We start from the raw sequence: 17554 nt of genomic DNA, 5'->3' as shown, positions 1-17554 counted from the left end.
GCACTTTGATTTTCATTGAGTATAAAAAGAATCCGCTTCATGCGGATTTTTCTAGAAAGGACTAATTATGGATCAACTGCAGATTAAAGATTTGGAAATTTTTGCCTATCATGGTCTTTTCCCTAGTGAGAAAGAATTAGGGCAGAAGTTTGTTATTTCCGCAAGCTTATCCTATGATATGACCAAGGCGGCTACAGAATTGGATTTAACAGCTTCTGTCCATTACGGAGAACTGTGTCAGCAGTGGACGACTTGGTTTCAGGAAAGCACTGAGGACTTGATTGAAACGGTAGCCTACAAATTAGTTGAACGTACCTTTGAGACCTATCCTCTTGTCCAAGAGATTGAGTTGGAACTAAAAAAACCGTGGGCTCCAGTGCATTTACCATTGGATACCTGCTCGGTGACCATTCGCCGTCGCAAACAACGGGCCTTTATCGCTCTAGGAAGTAATATGGGAGATAAGCAAGCAAACTTGGAGCAAGCCATTGACAAACTGCGAACTCGAGGTATCCATATTCTCAAAGAGTCCAGTGTTTTGACGACGGAGCCTTGGGGTGGTGTGGATCAGGATAGCTTTGCCAATCAGGTGATTGAAGTAGAAACCTGGCTACCAGCACCAGTCTTGTTAGAAACATTGTTAGCCATTGAGTTAGAAATGGGACGGGTTCGAGAGGTGCATTGGGGGCCTCGTTTGATTGATTTGGACCTACTCTTTATGGAGGACCAGATTATTTACACAGACGAGCTCATATTGCCTCATCCTTATATAGCAGAACGCCTCTTTGTTCTTGAGCCGTTAGTGGAAATAGCTCCCCATTTTATCCATCCGATCCTAAAGCAACCAATTCGATACTTGGTTGACCAGTTGGAGCAAGGAAATGCCTAAGCTTTCCGAGACCTATAGTAAGTGGAAGAGTATTGGGGAGGGACTACTTGCTATTGTTTTAGGGCTTCTCTTGATTCGATTTGGACAAGTTATTCCGAGAATGGGATACCAGTTGCTGATGGGTTACTTTTCCTTGTCAGCAGTTTGGCACTTGTTGACTCGCTGGTTTCAGGATAAAAAACGTCGGGAAAATATCTTTGTAACCTTGGGAAAGCTGGCGGTTGCGGCTCTGGTGTTTGACTCTATCATCTTGCAAGACCTTGCCCTCTATCTCCTGGTTTTTATCATTGCGAGCTACCAGCTGTTTACGGGCATCATTAGTCTTGTGACCTGGTCTCTCTATCGAAAAAATGCCATTCATCCTCGGCTCCATCATCTCTTCGATGCTGTATGGATGATAGGATTCGGTCTTTATAGCATCTCTCCTTTTCACGATGCAGCGAATTTTGAATTGCTCTTGCTTGGGTTTTACTTGCTCATGCTAGGAGCTAGTAGCCTCCGGGACGGTTTCTTTTTTGAAAAGATAGAAAACAATCCCAAGCTGAAACGACGAATGCGAATGACCTTGCCGATCTTTGTGACGGCTTTGATCCCTATCAGCACCTTGCGAAAACTAAATGAGTGGCTGGCAAATCATGAAAGCCAAGAAGGGGAAGTTCATTCAGAAAGAAAAAACGATCAGGTAGTTGATCTGGAAATTTTTATCCATACCTCAGAAACCTCTTTCTTCCTCGCTATGGGACATGTGGATATTTGTTACCAAGGGAAGGTTATTTCCTATGGCTCGTATGATCCCCACTCGGAGCGTTTGTTCGGCATGGTTGGAGATGGTGTTTTGTTTAAGGCCAATCGGGAAAAATACATCGAGCTCTGTAAGAGGGAAAGTCAGAAGACCTTGTTTGCTTATGGTCTGAGTTTGACAGACCAACAGAAAGCAGCCATCCAAGCTCGTCTAGAAGAGATAGAAGACCTGTTAATTCCTTGGGAACCAAGTTCACAGTTGATGAAAAGAAGAGAGGGCGAGGTAAAGCATACCTACTCCTACCAACTGAAACAGGAAGCAGATGCGATCCTCTATAAATTCAGTTCATCCGAGTTTAAGACCTACTTTGTTCTTAGTACCAATTGTGTCTTGCTGGCAGACTCTATCGTAGGAAAAGCTGGGACTGATATATTGAGTCCTCAAGGTTTCATTGTGCCAGGGACTTATCAGGATTATCTTGACTTAGAGTATACAAAACCAAACGGTCTAGTTGTCAGTCGATCCATTTATTAGAAAAAGAAAACTCTAGTTCCTCAGCAGTTTGCGCCGAGAAGCTAGAGTTTTTAAAATAGGTCATTTTCTTCTGGAAGGAGGATGGTTTCTTTACCGTCCGTATCTAAAACAAGGACCCTAGGAGGGTAAAGGGGATCGAAAGGATGATTGAAATCAAAATCAATGCTAGTCGGAAGGTGCTGGCTAGAAAAATGGAAGGTGATGGTCCCCTTATTGTTGAGCAGTTGAAACTCAAGTTCTTCTTCTAATTCAAAGACATTTTTCAGGAAATGATCGATAATATACCATAAAGAGTCAATGACATCATCAGGTAAGCTGGTCACGACACCAAAACTAGCGGAACGTCTCTGTGTATTTGTAAAAGCCATGTTTTCCTCCCCCCTTTATTTTCCTTATCATACAGCAAAATGTCTTAAAAATCAAGAAATCCTACTTGCTTTTTCAAAATGGGAATAAACTGTGAAATTTTTTCAAAGTTTCTCTAAAAAATACTTGAAAGTGTTTACAATAAGTGATAAAATGGAGTAAGTAGATGCGTGAAAGCGAAATTTTCATTATAGAAAGGAAACGGAATGAACACAGATGATACAGTAACGATTTATGACGTCGCCCGTGAAGCAGGAGTTTCGATGGCAACAGTTAGCCGTGTCGTTAATGGCAACAAGAATGTTAAAGAGAACACTCGAAAAAAAGTCCTAGAAGTGATTGATCGCTTGGACTATCGTCCAAATGCGGTAGCACGTGGTTTGGCTAGCAAGAAAACAACGACAGTCGGAGTTGTGATTCCTAACATTACCAATGGTTATTTCTCAACGCTTGCTAAGGGAATTGACGACATTGCTGAAATGTACAAGTATAACATTGTCCTTGCAAATAGTGATGAGGATGATGAAAAGGAAGTTTCAGTAGTCAACACTCTCTTTTCAAAACAAGTCGATGGGATTATCTTTATGGGCTATCACTTGACTGAAAAGATTCGTTCAGAGTTTTCTCGTTCACGGACACCGGTTGTTCTTGCTGGTACTGTAGATGTAGAACACCAACTTCCAAGTGTAAATATCGACTACAAACAAGCAACGATTGATGCTGTAAGCTACCTTCTAAAAGAAAACGAAAAGATTGCTTTTGTGAGTGGACCACTCGTCGATGATATCAATGGCAAGGTTCGTTTGATTGGTTACAAGGAAGCCTTGAAAAAAGCAGGACATTCTTATAGCGAGGGATTGGTCTTTGAATCAAAATACAGCTATGACGATGGTTATGCCTTGGCAGAACGCTTGATTTCATCACAAGCTACAGCCGCAGTTGTAACAGGTGATGAATTGGCAGCAGGTGTCCTAAATGGTTTGGCTGACCACGGTGTGTCTGTACCAGAAGAGTTTGAAATCATTACGACAGATGACTCTCAGATTGCACGATTCACTCGTCCAAACTTGACGACTATTGCCCAACCTCTTTATGACCTAGGTGCTATCAGCATGCGTATGTTGACTAAGATTATGCATAAGGAAGAGTTGGAAGAACGTGAAGTTCTCCTACCTCATGGTTTGACAGAACGCCGCTCTACACGAAAACGTAAATAGAAAAAATCAGGGAATCGTGAAGATTTCCTGATTTGCTTTCTAGAGAAGAGGTTTATCCTTCCATATAGTCTTTCAAAGCTTGTCCTTTTAGTCCAGCATTAAGGGCAATTAATAATTTGAGGCGCGCTTTTTGAGCGTTGAGTTCTTTGACAAAGAAAACACCAGCTCGTTGCAACTGCACCCCTCCACCTTGGTAGGCGTAGACAGGTTCAGCAATACCATTAAAACAACGTGAGACCAGGGCGACTGGGATTCCTTTTTGGAGGAGATTTTCCAACTTTTGAGCTGTTTCTTTGGGAATATTGCCTGCTCCAAAGGCCTGAATGACTAAGCCATCCAGCTGTTCTAAGTCTAACATATCAATCAGCTCGTCTGTCATACCGGCATAGGCTGAGATGATGGGAACCAGACCTTGAATATGCTCAAGATTAAACCGGACACGAGGCTCAGCCGTTTTGAAGTAGAGGATTTCTTGCTTCATGATGAGGCCAAGTGGTCCATGTGTTGGGGTTTGAAAGGTGCTGACGTTGGTCGTATGAGTTTTGGTAACATACTTGGCTGCGTGGATCTCGTCGTTCATGACGACCAGTACACCCTTGTCGGCTGCTTTGTCATCGCTGGCAACTCGCAAAGCGCTCAGATAGTTATATACACCGTCGCTACCAAGTTCGTTTGAACTACGCATGGCCCCTGTTAGAACGATGGGGATGGGCGGAATTTTCATGGTATCAAGGAAGTAAGCTGTTTCTTCTAAGGTATCTGTACCATGTGTGATGACAACTCCATCATAGTTATCAGCTTCCTCTTTAATCTTATGATAGAGTGCAAGCATATGATTGGGTTTGATATGAGGGCTTGGCAGATTAAAAAAGTCTAGGGTATGAACCTCAATTCCTTCAAGTGGATTGGAAACATGGTTCATGGGATTGTCCTGACTAGTTACAACGGCACCAGTGGCGTCTGCTTGCATGGAAATAGTCCCACCTGTATGTAAAACAAGGATTTTCTTAGGCATGATTTAGTCACTCTTTCTGAAATGTGGTATAATCATTGTAACACAAAAGGGGAGAATGGGACAGGATGGAAGTCAAGGCTGTTTTTTTTGATATCGATGGAACGCTAGTCAACGATCGCAAGAGTGTTTTGAAATCCACTAAGGACGCGATTAAGATTGTCAAAGAGCAAGGAGTGCTTGTTGGAGTAGCGACAGGACGAGGGCCGTTTTTTGTCAAGGAATTGATGGAAGACTTGGACCTAGACTTTGCGGTGACCTACAATGGCCAATACATTTTTAATAAAGAAAAGGTACTCTTTGCAAGCCCAATCGCTAAGTCAAGCCTACGTCAACTGATTGCTTATGCTAAAAAGGAGCGTAAAGAAATCGCTCTTGGAACCGAGCATGCCGTTGTTGGTTCGAAGATTATGTCATTTGGTCTCGGCTCCTTTTCCCAACTGGTTAGTCGTTTTATTCCGACTGTTCTGACAAGAACCGTTAGCCGTTCCTTTAATCGAATGGTCAGCAAGGCAGTTCCTCAAAAGGAAGACGACTTGCTTAACTTGATTAATCAACCCATTTATCAAGTTTTGATGCTGATGACGCCAGAAGAATCTGAGAAGGCAGCAAGTGATTTTGAAGATTTGAAATTAACTCGAAGCAATCCTTTTGCAGCAGATATCATTAACCAAGGAAATTCCAAACTAGAAGGCATTCGCCGAGTCGGGAAAGAATATGGCTTTGATCTCAACCAAGTCATGGCCTTTGGTGATTCAGACAACGATCTGGAAATGTTAGCGGGTGTTGGTATGTCGGTTGCTATGGGAAATGGCAGTAGCAGTGTCAAAGAAGTTGCCAAGCATATTACGGCAAGTAATCAACAAGATGGTATCCACAAGGCGCTCGAGCACTTTGGTGTTTTGGCTTCAGAAAAAGTGTTTGTCAGTCGAGACTACCACTTTAATAAGGTCAAAACCTTCCACCACATGATGGATGAACGAACTCAAGAAGAGCCACAGGCATGGGATGCTGAAGGTGCAACCCACCGCGCAGACTTTAAAATTGAAGAATTAGTGGAGTTTGTTCGTGCAGCAAGTTCTTCGGAGGAAGAATTCCAAAACTCCCTTGCAAGCATGCATGAGGCACTTGATAAGGCGGCAGAGAAAGTGGAGAAAAAGACGCCTGCTAAGCAAAACTTGGTCGGTCAAGTGGATGCTTTGATTGACACACTGTATTTTACATACGGTAGTTTTGTTTTGATGGGAGTAGACCCAGAACGCATTTTTGATATTGTTCATGAAGCAAATATGGGGAAGGTTTTCCCAGACGGAAAAGCTCATTTTGACCCAGTTACACACAAGATTTTAAAACCAGATGACTGGGAAGAAAAATATGCTCCAGAACCTGTCATCCGACAGGAACTACAACGTCAGTTTAAAGCTTATGAGCGACATAAAGAAAGAAAAAATAAAAAATAAGAGAAAATTCTTTTCCCTGGATGAAAAATTCGGGGATTTTTTGAACCGAAATCCGAACAATTACATATATATCACTAATTATTATTAGCATATTTATACTTATTTTGAATTAGAAAACGTTTGAAATTTTTTTTGAAAAAGAAAAGAAAAATATTTTAGTTTACAAAAAATAATGCAGAGTGGCATTTTACCCCAATTTATCTAGCTTTCCTTTTAAAAAAATATCAAAAAAAGATGAGTCAAATTATTTGATATTTGAAAGTTGATGTGTTAGAATGAATTCAGAAAGCGAATAAATATAAAATCCTCACGCTGCTATAATATGCTCTTTTTAAAGACAGAAAGTCAACTTGTTTATTTCAGGCCTGTTAACAAGTTGATGTGAAGAATTCACTCTAGTTTTGAGGGTTAGTTATAAAATTGTGCACAATTGCTTTCCAAATTTTTATTATTATTTTTATTATTTTAATTTTCAAGTTTAGAAATTAAAGAATTAAGAGGTTGAAATGAAGAAAAAATATACCTATTTGACAGCTTCTGTTTTAACAGCTGTAACAATGCTTCCAACTTTTGCACCAAGTGAAGCTCACGCTGCTTACAACTGGAATGGGAATAATAGCTACTATACAAGAACTAGCCGCCGTTCAAGCAATCGTACTTCTAACCGTACTACTGCAAATCGTAGCCGCACATCAAACTATACTGTAAGAAGTTATGGCTACAACAGTTATTACCCAAGCTATAACTATGGCTACAATAGCTACTACCCAAGCTATAATTATGGATATGGTAGCTATTACCCAAGTTACAACTACGGTTACAATAATTGGAATAACTACTATGGCTATGACAACAGTAGCAACTACTATGGTTATAACTATTGGAATAGTTACAACAACCTTGCTAGCGATGAAAACTATATTTACTGGAATGGCAATCACTACTACCGCATGAACGACGGTAGCTACCGTATTTATCGTAACGGTCAGTGGAAACCTTTGACAAACAATAGTAACAACAACTCATCTACTAACAACTTGGAAAACGATCCGCACTATCGTTACGAAAATGGATACCATTACTATGTATTGGACAATGGTGATTATTACTACTACCAAAATGGTAAGTGGGTATTGGTGAAAGATTCTGCTGATACAACACCAGCACAACCAGCACAACCAGCTGAGCCAACACCAGCACAACCAGCAACTCCTGCTGAACCAAAACCAGAACAACCAACAACTCCGGTTGAGCCAGCACAACCAAGTCAACCTGAAGTTCCTGCTCCAACACCAGCAGAACCAGAGGCTCCAACACCAGCTCCTAGTGATAAACCTGAAGAGCCAACAACACCAGCTGAGCCAAAACCAGAGCAACCAGCAACTCCAAGTGTTGACCTACCAGAAAACCCACCAATTAATGGTGCTGATAGTGAATTTGATCCATTCAAGCCATCAACAGAAACACCAGCAGAACCAAAACCAGAAACACCAGCAACTCCAGCTATCCCAACAACACCAGGTTTGGTAACGACTGATGAACCAAGTGAAAACCAAATCCCTGATTATGTTGAAAAACCAGCTGAAGGATTGGAACACTTGGCTTGGGCACCAAATGGACAAACTCCAAAATTGGTTTACCCACCAGGTAAACCAGGTGATGCAGTCCTCAAGAATGATAAAAACTACTACTTCGACGGTAGTGCACATTACTATTATGTATCATCTAATTCAGAGCGTACAGGTTACTCAGCATACTGGAAGTGGCTTGGAGGAAAATGGAAACTTCAAGGGATGACTGATCCAAACGATCCAGCTCGTGATCCAAAACTTCACGAAAACACTGCTGATGACGAGTACATGTACAGTGACAAGAACTCAAGCGTGAAACTTTACTCAACTAACTTGGTAACGACTGCTAAAGCAGGTCAAGCATTGCCATTCAAGAATGTTGAAGAGTTCAAAAACTATGTCATCGAAAAAATGAATCCTAAGTTCCTTGATAACTCTGGTTGGGATGCTAAAGTTGAGTGGGAAATCGAAGATCCAGAAATCTTTGAGAAGACGAAAGAAAACCCATACGCTAAGGACTATGTCTTGATTGCAAATCTCAAGAGTGGTGTCGAAGACAAGAAATACAGTGATGTAGAATTTGGTTATGTGAAGTTTGTTTACCGTGTTGAAGCAACAAATGATACAAACTATGACTATGTTTCAAAAGCGAAAGAAGCTTTCGCTAAAATCAATGAGACTCGTAAAGCTCAAGGATTGAAAGAATTGACTTGGTCTGAAGACATTTATCAAAATCAAGCACTTCCGAAAGTAAATGAAATTTCACGTCAATACGATAGCACAGGCTTTGTAGGACGTCGTGATGAAGATGCTGCTGTTGTCGTTAAGAAATGGGCAAACAGTGGTTTGAGAGACTTGCTTCTCGATCCGAATGTCACTGAAGGAGCTGTAGCAGCAGTAGTTGATGGAAACGGTGTATACTACTGGGCATACAGTTACAAATAATTCAATCTTTTGAGATTGACTACTTTCTAAATAAGATAGAGGCTTTAAACAATTGTTTAAAGCCTTTTTCTGACCCAACCAGGACAAACAAAAAGGAGCCAGAGGCTCCTTTTTTAATGATTACAATGTTTTTTCACTTTCTCTCACGACCAGCAAATCGACTTTTGCATGGCGAAGAATATACTCAGATGAAGAGCCAACCAAGAGGCGTTCAAAGGCATTGAGCCCTGTTGCACCAACGAGAATCAGGTCGACATTTTCTGCGTCTGGAATAGTACGGGCAAGGAGGGTTTTTGGATTTCCCATTTCGATGACGATGTGAATATCGGTCACACCAGCATCTCTTGCGCGCTTTTCGTACTCCTTCATCAGACTTTCAGCATCGACTTGGAGCTCTTCGTAAACTTCAGCATCAAAGGTAGACACGCTTTGAAGAGCGCGTGTGTCGATAACATGGGCAATGGTGAGCTTGGATTCGTTGCGTAGAGCAGTGTAAACACCTTTGACGAAAGCCAAGTCCGCTTCTTTAGAACCATCAATTGCGACCATAACATTTTGGTAACGTTGTGCCATAATGAAACCTCCTGAAATTTTCTTACTGTTATTGTAATCCTTTTCACTAAAGAAGTAAAGTAAAAATCATATTTCAATAAATATTATTGGAGATTCAATTTGGTGGAGATATGTTAAAATAAAAGAAAACGAGCTAGTAGGAAACACAGTAAAGGGGATGAGAAAGTATGAAAGGCCCTGTTCAAGCTTCTAAAAAAATAAGTTTTCTTTATCGTGGAATTATCCTTGCGTCACTTGTAGGTGAAGTAGTGATGCTTTGGCGGCTGGAAAGAGTCATGCCCGTTCTCTATCCAGGTTTTATTGGATTTCTTCTCTTTCACTTGGTCTACCACATCATTTTATTGGTGATTGCAAAGAGAAGTGGTCGTTTGGACTATTTGGTCACGTGGGGGCTCTTTCTCATGTTTAATCTCTTGTATGACTCCTTTTTAGCGCTGATCTTTCTAGGTTTGTCTTTTGGTATGTGAGAAAATACTTCTGTATTCTAGTTGTTTAGACGGTGAGAACCTAGTCGTTGTGAGTTTTTTTCTTTGCTTGCTCATTTCAGGAAACTTGTCGCAATCCCTTTCTAGTGGTATAATGTTACTATCTCTATGAATTGAGGAAACAAGATGAAAGAATATAACAAGTCTAGTAAGTTAGAGCACGTTGCCTATGATATCCGTGGTCCTGTTTTGGAAGAAGCTATGCGGATGCGAGCAAACGGAGAAAAGATTTTACGTCTGAATACAGGGAATCCAGCAGAATTTGGCTTTACAGCGCCGGATGAGGTCATTCATGACTTGATTATGAATGCGCGTGATAGTGAGGGATATTCTGACTCCAAAGGGATTTTCTCAGCCCGCAAGGCCATCATGCAGTATTGCCAACTGAAGAAATTCCCTAATGTAGACATTGATGATATCTACCTCGGAAATGGTGTCAGTGAGCTGATTGTTATGTCCATGCAAGGGCTTTTGGATAATGGCGATGAGGTCTTGGTGCCTATGCCAGACTATCCTCTCTGGACAGCCGCGGTCAGCCTAGCTGGGGGAAATGCCGTTCACTATATCTGTGATGAAGCTGCAGAATGGTACCCAGATATTGACGATATTAAGTCAAAAATTACTTCCAATACCAAGGCAATCGTCCTTATCAATCCAAATAACCCAACTGGAGCCCTTTATCCTAAGGAACTCTTGTTGGAGATTATTGAGATTGCTCGTCAGAACGATTTGATCATCTTTGCAGATGAGATTTATGATCGCATGGTGATGGATGGGCATGTGCATACGCCTGTGGCGAGCTTGGCACCTGATGTTTTCTGTGTCAGTATGAATGGTTTGTCAAAATCTCACCGTATCGCTGGTTTCCGTGTAGGATGGATGGTCTTGTCTGGTCCTAAGCACCATGTCAAGGGCTATATCGAAGGGCTCAATATGCTATCCAATATGCGTCTTTGCTCTAACGTTTTGGCCCAGCAAGTCGTACAAACTTCACTAGGTGGGCACCAGTCAGTGGATGAATTGCTCCTTCCTGGTGGACGGATTTACGAGCAAAGAAACTTCATTTACAATGCTATCCAAGATATCCCAGGTTTGTCTGCGGTTAAGCCGAAGGCGGGTCTTTATATCTTCCCTAAAATTGACCGCAATATGTACCGCATCGATGATGATGAACAGTTCGTTCTTGATTTCTTGAAGCAGGAAAAGGTTCTCTTGGTTCATGGTCGTGGTTTTAACTGGAAGGAACCAGACCATTTCCGTATCGTTTACCTTCCTCGTGTGGACGAATTAGCGCAAATCCAAGAAAAGATGACACGTTTCTTGAGCCAGTATCGTAGATAAGGCTTTCATTGGAAAAGCAGGAAACATTTCCTTAGAGCTATTGACAAATAGGTAAGAATCAGATAGAATAGTAAAGTATGTTTAGTAACTGATCACTTTATAGCCGGCTAAACGAATACAAAATCTATGAGGAGGTATTCATCGTGAAACGTACTTATCAACCAAGTAAACTTCGTCGTGCGCGCAAACACGGATTCCGTAACCGTATGTCAACTAAAAACGGTCGTCGCGTATTGGCAGCTCGTCGTCGTAAAGGACGCAAAGTTTTGGCTGCATAATCCAAACGAATTCAACAAAGAAGTCAGTAGGAACTCGAGTCTACTGGCTTTTCTTTTTATCTTAAAGGGTGCGTTGTCCTTGAAATCGGTCATTTCAGCTGAAATTCATGGAGAGTTCGTTTAAAAGGTTACATACAAAAAACTCAAAACCAGATATAAGTTACTGATTTTGAGTTTTTGTTTATTCTTTTAAGTGATAAGAGTAGCTAGCGACAACGACGTCTTCATGCCATCTGAGAGCGTATTTTAGTTTGAGGCTCATTTGATTGTGCAGGATATTTTGCCAAGGCTTGTTAGGGATAAACTGTGGGACAAGGACTGTAACGGTGTAGTTTTTTTGCTTAGCTTCTTGGGCGATTCGTTTGACATACTTAACGCTAGGAGTGATGATGTCGCGGTAGCTGGTATTGATATTCTTCAGAGTGATATTTGGGAAGTAATCGGCAAATTCCTGAAGGATTTCTTGGTCTTTTTCGGCCGTTTCTTTAGTAGAAATGTGCATGGCCAACACTTCGTCACCGATACTTTGAGCGTAGCTAATGGCTCCGACACTTACTCGAGTAACATTTCCTACTAGGACAAGAACCAGATTGCCATCGTAGGTACGTTTTTCAATTCCTTCGTAGAGTCGCAGTTGTTTTGCCACTTTTTGGTAATGGCTGTGAATGGACAAAAAGAGGAAGGTTAAGACTAGGATAATTGGGAAGAATGGCCAGATATCACCCAGTCTGAAGAGGAGTAAAATGAGAACGATAGCATAACAAATGATGGCCCCAAGGATATTAGCAAAGGCAGGTTTTAAGAAGTTTGCTCCTTTTTCCTTTTTCCAATGACGAATCATCCCAGTCTGAGAAAGGGCAAAGGGAACGAAGACCCCGATAGTATAAAGAGGAATCAAGCGTTCAGTATTCCCATTAAAAATGAGAAGAAGGATCATAGCTCCAAAGGCCAGAGTTAAGATACCGTTGGAGTAGCCAAGGCGATCCCCTTTTTCCATAAAGAGATGGGGCATGTACTTGTTTTTAGCCATATTGTAGGCCAACATAGGGAAGGCTGAAAAGCCAGTATTTGCAGCTACAGCTAGAATCAAGGCTGTTGAGAACTGGAAGAGATAGTAGCTAGCATGACCAAAGAATGAATCACCAAGAATGCCCTTGGCCATTTGCGAGAGGATGGTTTCTCCATTTTGAGGTGTGATGCCCATCCAGTAGTTTAGGAAGGTAATGCCTGCAAAAAGAAATCCTAAAATCAAGGACATGATGGTCAGGGTCTGAGCAGCATTCTTTTCTTTCGGAGTTTTGAAAAATGGTACCGCATTTGAAATAGCCTCAACCCCTGTCAGAGAGGCAGAGCCACTGGTAAAGGCTCTCAATAGGAGAACGATGGAAAGGCTCGGAACGGTTTGCCCAATGGTTGAAGTCGCCTGATAGTTTAGGGAACCTGTAAATAGTTGAAAGAACCCATAAAGCAAGAGAAAGACGGTACTGAAGATAAAGAGGTAGACGGGAATCATCAGAGAGCTGGCAGATTCTTTCAATCCTCTTAAATTCAAGAGCATGAGCAGGCAGACTAGGAAAATAGAGATATGAAGATTATAGGGATGGAGGGCAGGGATGGCTGCAGTAATAGCATCAGCTCCAGAAGCAACGGATACGGCTACTGTCAGCATATAGTCAACAAGGAGGCTACCGCCTGCAATCAAGCCTAGTTCAGGGGAGAGATTTTCCCGAGTGACCATATAAGCCCCACCACCTTGAGGATAGGCGTGGATGATTTGACGATAGGAAATGGTCAAACTAGCGAGGAGTAAGAGGACAAAAATACCGATAGGGAGGCTCCACCAAATAGCGAGAGGTGAGAGACTGACTAAAACGAGAATGACTTGTTCAGGTCCGTAGGCAATAGAAGACAGGGCATCACTGGATAACATTGCAAGTGCCTGCATTTTTCCAAGTAATCCCCCTTCACTATCTGTGAGAGACTTGAGTGGTCGACCGATAAAGGTATATTTTAATTTTCTAAACATTTTCTTTTCCTTTGATGAAAATTTCAATAAGTGTTATTATACTGCTTTGAAAAAATGCAGTCAAGGGAGAATGATCGGTATTAGAATATTTTTACAAGCCGGGGGATGCTATTTTTGGTATAATAGGTGGAAGAAAATGAGGTTAGAAGAGATGATTTTTGATACTCATACTTAGAGTGTTTGGAGTGAAGTTTAAGGACTCATGACATTATTGAGGCACAAATTAACCATAAAACTAACCAAAGGAAAGTTAAAGTAGCATACAAAAAGAGGAATTCATTGAGAGTTCCTCTTTTAATCTATATTTTTAACAATTTCATTGAACAAAGAAATGATTTTTAATTTTTTTGTGTGAGATAAATCTGAGATGTTATCGATCAATGTAGTTATAGGGACGTAATTATTTGAGAGTGGGAAATTAAAGAAGTCTTCTACGGTCATTCCTAAAGCAGTAAGCACTTTTTCAAGTGTGTGTATTTTAAAATCGTATTTCATATTCTCGATGTTTTGTATTGCTTTAATACCTAGTCCAGCTTGATTGGATAATTGTTCTTGGCTGAGATTCTGTTCTTTTCTACATTCTCTTATACGCTCTGCTATGTATTTTTGTAATTGATTAGCTTCCATCTGTAATTTCCTCTTTTGTACTATTCTACTATCCTTTATATGATTTTTTAAGTACAGTTAGCTGTCCAAAATATCAACATAGTATAGCGCATCGTACTATTTTGTGTTAAAATAGATAAAAAACAATACAAAAGGAGCAATAACATGGCAGAAGAAATAGCTGTGTATAAATTACAAGAATGGGACATGGGAAATGGTGAGAAGAAATATTCTCAGTTAGGTAGCTTAGAAGCTCATTATTATTTTGCAAAAAATAATGGTGGAAAAGTTTTATTTACGACAGAATCGGACTTGTACCAGAGAAATGTTGGTTATGTGTTACTAACATTGCCGAATGGAGAATACGGCTTTCTTTCTAAAATTATTGAAAAAGGAACCTATCCTAAACTCCCCGAAGATCTCTCGTATATGGTTCCCACAGAGTGGAAAAATATAAATGAAACAATAGAAAAACAGACCAATTTTAATTGGATTGCCTTAGAAGTTGTTTCAAAGATTTTTGAAGGTATTGAAGGAATACCTAAAATGCCTAGTCCACAGTACATGAAAAAAGAGGAATTTCAAAAATATCTAAATAACATAGATTATTAAGAAATAAACTCAGGTTTTGCTAATAGAATAGATACAAAAATCAAGGAGAATAAGATATATGAGAAAGCAGAAAAACGAAGAAGGTAAAAAGGATAGTAAGAATGGCAAAAAAACTAAAAAATTTAGTTTAGTGAGGGTCATATTACTTACGATTGTTATATTGGGTATCTTTGCCGCTGCAGGTATAAGCATATCTAATTATTTTTCCGAAAATTCATCAAGTGATAATTTGTTTGATAAGAAGTGGGGTTCAGTAGGACTTAAAACTAGTGTTTGGGAATTTTCAGGTTCAGATAAATTAAAAATTGACTATATGCTAAAAAATAATGAAGTATTTAATTATGATGTAACTATTCATGATTCATATTCTGATTTTAAAAATATCACAAAAACTAAACTTTCGGAAGAAGATATCGTCAAATCATTTAAGGAAAATTTCGAGATATTAAAAAATAGTGATATCAAAAAAGAAGATTTGAAGTTTATTTCATTACTTGATAATAAAGACCAAGAACGTTACGGAAGAATCCTGTATAAGATAGATCAACATAAGATGGTATATCTTGATATATTTGGTGAGAATACAGCTGTGCCGTATGAGTTAGTACCATTAGTAAATACAAAAATCAGCGGAACTTATCGTGTTACGAAGGTTTATGGGAATAAGGGTTCTGTGGAAGAAAATCAAAAAAATATAGATAGATTGCCTAACATTAAATTTTCAAGTGATAGAATTATTGTAGGAGACAAGGTGATTTATTTAACTTCATATGAATCATTTACTAATACTGTTCAGAATTTGAAAACAAAAGAACAAATTATTGAAATCATGGAAAGTAGAGGCTATAAGATAAAGGATACAGAAAAAATATATGTTAATTTGGATAGAGAGCAATTCTTTATTCCAGTTGAACATGGTAAGAAAGTATTCATGGGATTTTTGAAGAATGATACCTCAAATGAAGAGAATAACGCAGTAATGGAACTAGAAAAAGTAGAACTAAAAGAATAATTGAATAAAAAAACAAATAGCATATAGATTTGGCTCTAAAAAATGAATAGCAGTTATACGATTTTGTATAACTGCTATTTTTTTTATACATCTGACTGTTTTTATCTAAAATGACTACTAAGTTTTTTCCACTGGCGATAGCGTGAGAAGACAAACTCTGTATGGTTGGTAAACCCGAGCAGGAGGTACCAACATATGGTAGATTTAACAAAAGTAGAACAACGTAGAGAAGAAGCAATTAATAAAGCTGTATTATCTGGTGATTGGGCTAAGGTAGATAACTTATTAAACCAGCCCTATGAGAATTCATGTAGAAAAGATCGTTCTTATGGTCTTCGTAGTTTAGATAGTGGTTCAGGTGATACAGATCCTTTACTAGATACGATAGCAGATAATAGAGATGCATTGTCTCTCCTAATTAAAAAAGAAGAAATTGCTATTATAAAGAATGCTATTGAGAGATTGCTGAGTGAAAGAGATAGAAAAATTCTATATGGAGTAGTTTTAGAAGGTAAATCGTACTCAAGTCTTTCAAAAGAATTCGGGCTTACTGACAAAACTGTCAAAAGACACTATGAGCGTATTATAGAGATTCTGCGAAAAGAATTAAAAAATTAAGAATCTCCTCCGAATTCTTTTAAAATTTCTCCTTATAAGCAAGGAGGTGATTTTAAAATGTTGCTATCTGTAATCGTCACAGTATTTATTTCGTTAAAAGTAGACGATTTACTTTTAAGTTTAGAAAGAAGGTATTGAATTATGGCACTTAAGAACTTAACTCATTTTACAGAGTTTGATGCGTCACGGTTCCTTTCTCGCAAAGAACTACGTTTTGTGTCCGCCAAAAGGTGGATAGAAAAAAGTGAAACTGGTTCAGAAATTGAAAAAGGGGTAAAAGTGGGCGTACTTATCTTTTCCGATGACAGTGATTATCCAAACGAAAAAAATAATATTGGAGAGCAACTCACTGTAAAGGTTCCACTAGCATCGATGAAGGATTATGACTCGTATCAACCAATGCTCACAACTGTAGAAATTGTAGATATTGAGAAGGCTGTTGTATATGGAGAGTACCGTAACCAGCTTAGTTTGATTGCAAAAGTCAATGAAGTAGTCGAACTTTAAAGGAGGTCAATATGCCGTCGATTATCGAAGAAATACCTATGAAGATTTTTGAAGGTATTAAGGAAGTTTGTCATCTTTGTGGCAGAAAACTTCAGGAGTACCAGAGGAAAGTCCAGATAGAAGAAAATCAAAAAAACTGGAATAGATTTCTAGCTTCTACGCAAAATGTATTGGTAGAATTAGTGAAAGAAAATATTCAGGAAAATCAGTTTGCATATACACTAGTTCCAATTTACGAAGCTCAGGAAGTTGTTCAAGCCGATGGAAGCAAGTCGGTCCAGAGAGTGCACGTAGCAGATGAAAGAGTTCCTGTATGTACAATGGATAACCATGGGATTCGAGAATTTGGAGCTAGGTGTGTAGTTTTTCGGTTTCAAATTTTTGGAGAGCTACCCCAAGAAGTTCTATTAAGGATACAGGATACTTGGATCTTTTATTTGCACAAATATGCTCTTCATGGTCTCGCTGATCTATATCTAAAGCATGGTTTACGCTATCTAGTGTTCATCATCTGTAATGAATCAGATAAACGAACGATAAAGGGGGCGTTGTTCAAATTGAAGCATCCGTGGTCTTAGATGGTTAATTTTATGCCGTGAAAGTTGTTGACAGTAGGCTAAGATGAATTAGACTGGTTGTGGTGGTGCGGTCGAACTTTGTTCGTCGTGCCAACACAATCAGTTTTATAATCTTAGGGTTCCTATTGTCAATAAACCATGGAATAAATTTAAACATCGTTAGTTTGACTCATTAACTTGAT

General features: G+C 39.4%; 18 protein-coding genes. 13 read left to right on the top strand and 5 right to left on the bottom strand.

Translation table 11 applies throughout. The annotated features are described in order from the left end of the window. Positions 1-67: 67 nt before the first annotated feature. Positions 68-889, top strand: a complete 822-nt coding sequence (gene folK / locus AXF18_RS02270; RefSeq protein WP_049500585.1) for a 2-amino-4-hydroxy-6-hydroxymethyldihydropteridine diphosphokinase — start codon at positions 68-70, stop codon at positions 887-889. After that, a complete protein-coding gene (locus AXF18_RS02265) occupies positions 882-2165 on the top strand; it encodes a hypothetical protein (protein ID WP_049500583.1) in 1284 nt (427 codons plus the stop codon). The genes folK and AXF18_RS02265 overlap by 8 nt, the downstream gene beginning before the upstream one ends. A 50-nt stretch (positions 2166-2215) precedes the next feature. Here AXF18_RS02265 and AXF18_RS02260 read toward each other — a convergent pair whose 3' ends face one another. Continuing rightward, positions 2216-2533, bottom strand: a complete 318-nt coding sequence (locus AXF18_RS02260) for a DUF960 domain-containing protein (RefSeq protein ID WP_000886047.1) — start codon at positions 2531-2533, stop codon at positions 2216-2218. Positions 2534-2737: 204 nt separating this feature from the next. On the opposite strand from AXF18_RS02260, the gene ccpA reads away from it, so the two are divergent. Further along, positions 2738-3748, top strand: coding sequence for a catabolite control protein A (gene ccpA, locus AXF18_RS02255; protein WP_001090635.1), 1011 nt, complete (start codon positions 2738-2740; stop codon positions 3746-3748). A gap of 52 nt (positions 3749-3800) precedes the next feature. Here the strand turns inward: ccpA and AXF18_RS02250 are convergent, their stop codons facing one another. Next, positions 3801-4763 (bottom strand): asparaginase, encoded by a 963-nt coding sequence (locus AXF18_RS02250; RefSeq protein ID WP_049500580.1) that lies wholly within the window; start codon positions 4761-4763, stop codon positions 3801-3803. 65 nt (positions 4764-4828) lie between these two features. On the opposite strand from AXF18_RS02250, the gene AXF18_RS02245 reads away from it, so the two are divergent. Together AXF18_RS02245 and AXF18_RS02240 are read left to right on the top strand one after the other, a co-directional pair. Then, entirely contained in the window at positions 4829-6220 is a 1392-nt protein-coding gene (locus AXF18_RS02245) for a Cof-type HAD-IIB family hydrolase (RefSeq protein ID WP_000453123.1), read from the top strand. 506 nt (positions 6221-6726) lie between these two features. Further along, the gene (locus AXF18_RS02240; protein ID WP_000731511.1) at positions 6727-8736 is read left to right on the top strand and encodes a hypothetical protein; all 2010 of its coding nucleotides are present in this window, start codon (positions 6727-6729) and stop codon (positions 8734-8736) included. A gap of 120 nt (positions 8737-8856) precedes the next feature. On the opposite strand, the gene AXF18_RS02235 is transcribed toward AXF18_RS02240, so the two are convergent. Continuing rightward, positions 8857-9309: a universal stress protein gene (locus AXF18_RS02235; RefSeq protein WP_000079162.1), complete on the bottom strand. Its 453-nt coding sequence runs from the start codon at positions 9307-9309 to the stop codon at positions 8857-8859. Positions 9310-9476: 167 nt separating this feature from the next. On the opposite strand from AXF18_RS02235, the gene AXF18_RS02230 reads away from it, so the two are divergent. From AXF18_RS02230 to rpmH, 3 genes are all read left to right on the top strand, one after another. Continuing rightward, complete coding sequence (locus tag AXF18_RS02230; protein WP_000678172.1) at positions 9477-9776, top strand: hypothetical protein; 300 nt, start codon at positions 9477-9479, stop codon at positions 9774-9776. 144 nt (positions 9777-9920) lie between these two features. Further along, entirely contained in the window at positions 9921-11135 is a 1215-nt protein-coding gene (locus AXF18_RS02225; RefSeq protein WP_000666454.1) for a pyridoxal phosphate-dependent aminotransferase, read from the top strand. Between the two features lie 143 nt (positions 11136-11278). After that, the gene (rpmH, locus tag AXF18_RS02220) at positions 11279-11413 is read left to right on the top strand and encodes a 50S ribosomal protein L34 (protein ID WP_000831905.1); all 135 of its coding nucleotides are present in this window, start codon (positions 11279-11281) and stop codon (positions 11411-11413) included. A gap of 181 nt (positions 11414-11594) precedes the next feature. On the opposite strand, the gene AXF18_RS02215 is transcribed toward rpmH, so the two are convergent. Then, complete coding sequence (locus AXF18_RS02215) at positions 11595-13439, bottom strand: APC family permease (RefSeq protein WP_049500579.1); 1845 nt, start codon at positions 13437-13439, stop codon at positions 11595-11597. 294 nt (positions 13440-13733) lie between these two features. Continuing rightward, positions 13734-14066: a helix-turn-helix domain-containing protein gene (locus AXF18_RS02210; RefSeq protein ID WP_033585479.1), complete on the bottom strand. Its 333-nt coding sequence runs from the start codon at positions 14064-14066 to the stop codon at positions 13734-13736. Between the two features lie 144 nt (positions 14067-14210). Between AXF18_RS02210 and AXF18_RS02205 the strand changes: the two genes are divergently transcribed. The 5 genes from AXF18_RS02205 to AXF18_RS02185 all read left to right on the top strand — a co-directional run bounded on the left by AXF18_RS02205 (position 14211) and on the right by AXF18_RS02185 (position 17372). Next, positions 14211-14657, top strand: coding sequence for a hypothetical protein (locus AXF18_RS02205; RefSeq protein ID WP_033585481.1), 447 nt, complete (start codon positions 14211-14213; stop codon positions 14655-14657). Between the two features lie 58 nt (positions 14658-14715). Next, positions 14716-15669 carry a hypothetical protein gene (locus AXF18_RS02200; protein WP_033585483.1) on the top strand — a complete coding sequence of 318 codons (954 nt, stop codon included), beginning with the start codon at positions 14716-14718 and terminating at the stop codon, positions 15667-15669. Between the two features lie 195 nt (positions 15670-15864). Beyond that, positions 15865-16287 carry a sigma-70 family RNA polymerase sigma factor gene (locus AXF18_RS02195; RefSeq protein ID WP_033585485.1) on the top strand — a complete coding sequence of 141 codons (423 nt, stop codon included), beginning with the start codon at positions 15865-15867 and terminating at the stop codon, positions 16285-16287. Positions 16288-16428: 141 nt separating this feature from the next. Beyond that, positions 16429-16794 carry a hypothetical protein gene (locus tag AXF18_RS02190; protein ID WP_033585486.1) on the top strand — a complete coding sequence of 122 codons (366 nt, stop codon included), beginning with the start codon at positions 16429-16431 and terminating at the stop codon, positions 16792-16794. 11 nt (positions 16795-16805) lie between these two features. After that, entirely contained in the window at positions 16806-17372 is a 567-nt protein-coding gene (locus tag AXF18_RS02185) for a hypothetical protein (RefSeq protein ID WP_049520599.1), read from the top strand. The last annotated feature ends 182 nt before the right edge of the window (positions 17373-17554 follow it).

This window comes from Streptococcus sp. oral taxon 064 (assembly GCF_001683375.1).
GTDB classification, from domain to species: Bacteria; Bacillota; Bacilli; order Lactobacillales; family Streptococcaceae; genus Streptococcus; species Streptococcus oralis_S.
Note: the sequence above shows the minus strand (reverse complement) of the source record. Positions and strands in the feature narration are given on the sequence as shown.

Excerpts from the sequence above, each read along its gene's own strand:
- folK (WP_049500585.1), top strand. The coding sequence starts at position 68 with ATGGATCAACTGCAGATTAAAGATTTGGAAATTTTTGCCTATCATGGT.
- AXF18_RS02265 (WP_049500583.1), top strand. The coding sequence starts at position 882 with ATGCCTAAGCTTTCCGAGACCTATAGTAAGTGGAAGAGTATTGGGGAG.
- AXF18_RS02260 (WP_000886047.1), bottom strand. The coding sequence starts at position 2,533 with ATGGCTTTTACAAATACACAGAGACGTTCCGCTAGTTTTGGTGTCGTG.
- ccpA (WP_001090635.1), top strand. The coding sequence starts at position 2,738 with ATGAACACAGATGATACAGTAACGATTTATGACGTCGCCCGTGAAGCA.
- AXF18_RS02250 (WP_049500580.1), bottom strand. The coding sequence starts at position 4,763 with ATGCCTAAGAAAATCCTTGTTTTACATACAGGTGGGACTATTTCCATG.
- AXF18_RS02245 (WP_000453123.1), top strand. The coding sequence starts at position 4,829 with ATGGAAGTCAAGGCTGTTTTTTTTGATATCGATGGAACGCTAGTCAAC.
- AXF18_RS02240 (WP_000731511.1), top strand. The coding sequence starts at position 6,727 with ATGAAGAAAAAATATACCTATTTGACAGCTTCTGTTTTAACAGCTGTA.
- AXF18_RS02235 (WP_000079162.1), bottom strand. The coding sequence starts at position 9,309 with ATGGCACAACGTTACCAAAATGTTATGGTCGCAATTGATGGTTCTAAA.
- AXF18_RS02230 (WP_000678172.1), top strand. The coding sequence starts at position 9,477 with ATGAAAGGCCCTGTTCAAGCTTCTAAAAAAATAAGTTTTCTTTATCGT.
- AXF18_RS02225 (WP_000666454.1), top strand. The coding sequence starts at position 9,921 with ATGAAAGAATATAACAAGTCTAGTAAGTTAGAGCACGTTGCCTATGAT.
- AXF18_RS02215 (WP_049500579.1), bottom strand. The coding sequence starts at position 13,439 with ATGTTTAGAAAATTAAAATATACCTTTATCGGTCGACCACTCAAGTCT.
- AXF18_RS02210 (WP_033585479.1), bottom strand. The coding sequence starts at position 14,066 with ATGGAAGCTAATCAATTACAAAAATACATAGCAGAGCGTATAAGAGAA.
- AXF18_RS02205 (WP_033585481.1), top strand. The coding sequence starts at position 14,211 with ATGGCAGAAGAAATAGCTGTGTATAAATTACAAGAATGGGACATGGGA.
- AXF18_RS02200 (WP_033585483.1), top strand. The coding sequence starts at position 14,716 with ATGAGAAAGCAGAAAAACGAAGAAGGTAAAAAGGATAGTAAGAATGGC.
- AXF18_RS02195 (WP_033585485.1), top strand. The coding sequence starts at position 15,865 with ATGGTAGATTTAACAAAAGTAGAACAACGTAGAGAAGAAGCAATTAAT.
- AXF18_RS02190 (WP_033585486.1), top strand. The coding sequence starts at position 16,429 with ATGGCACTTAAGAACTTAACTCATTTTACAGAGTTTGATGCGTCACGG.
- AXF18_RS02185 (WP_049520599.1), top strand. The coding sequence starts at position 16,806 with ATGCCGTCGATTATCGAAGAAATACCTATGAAGATTTTTGAAGGTATT.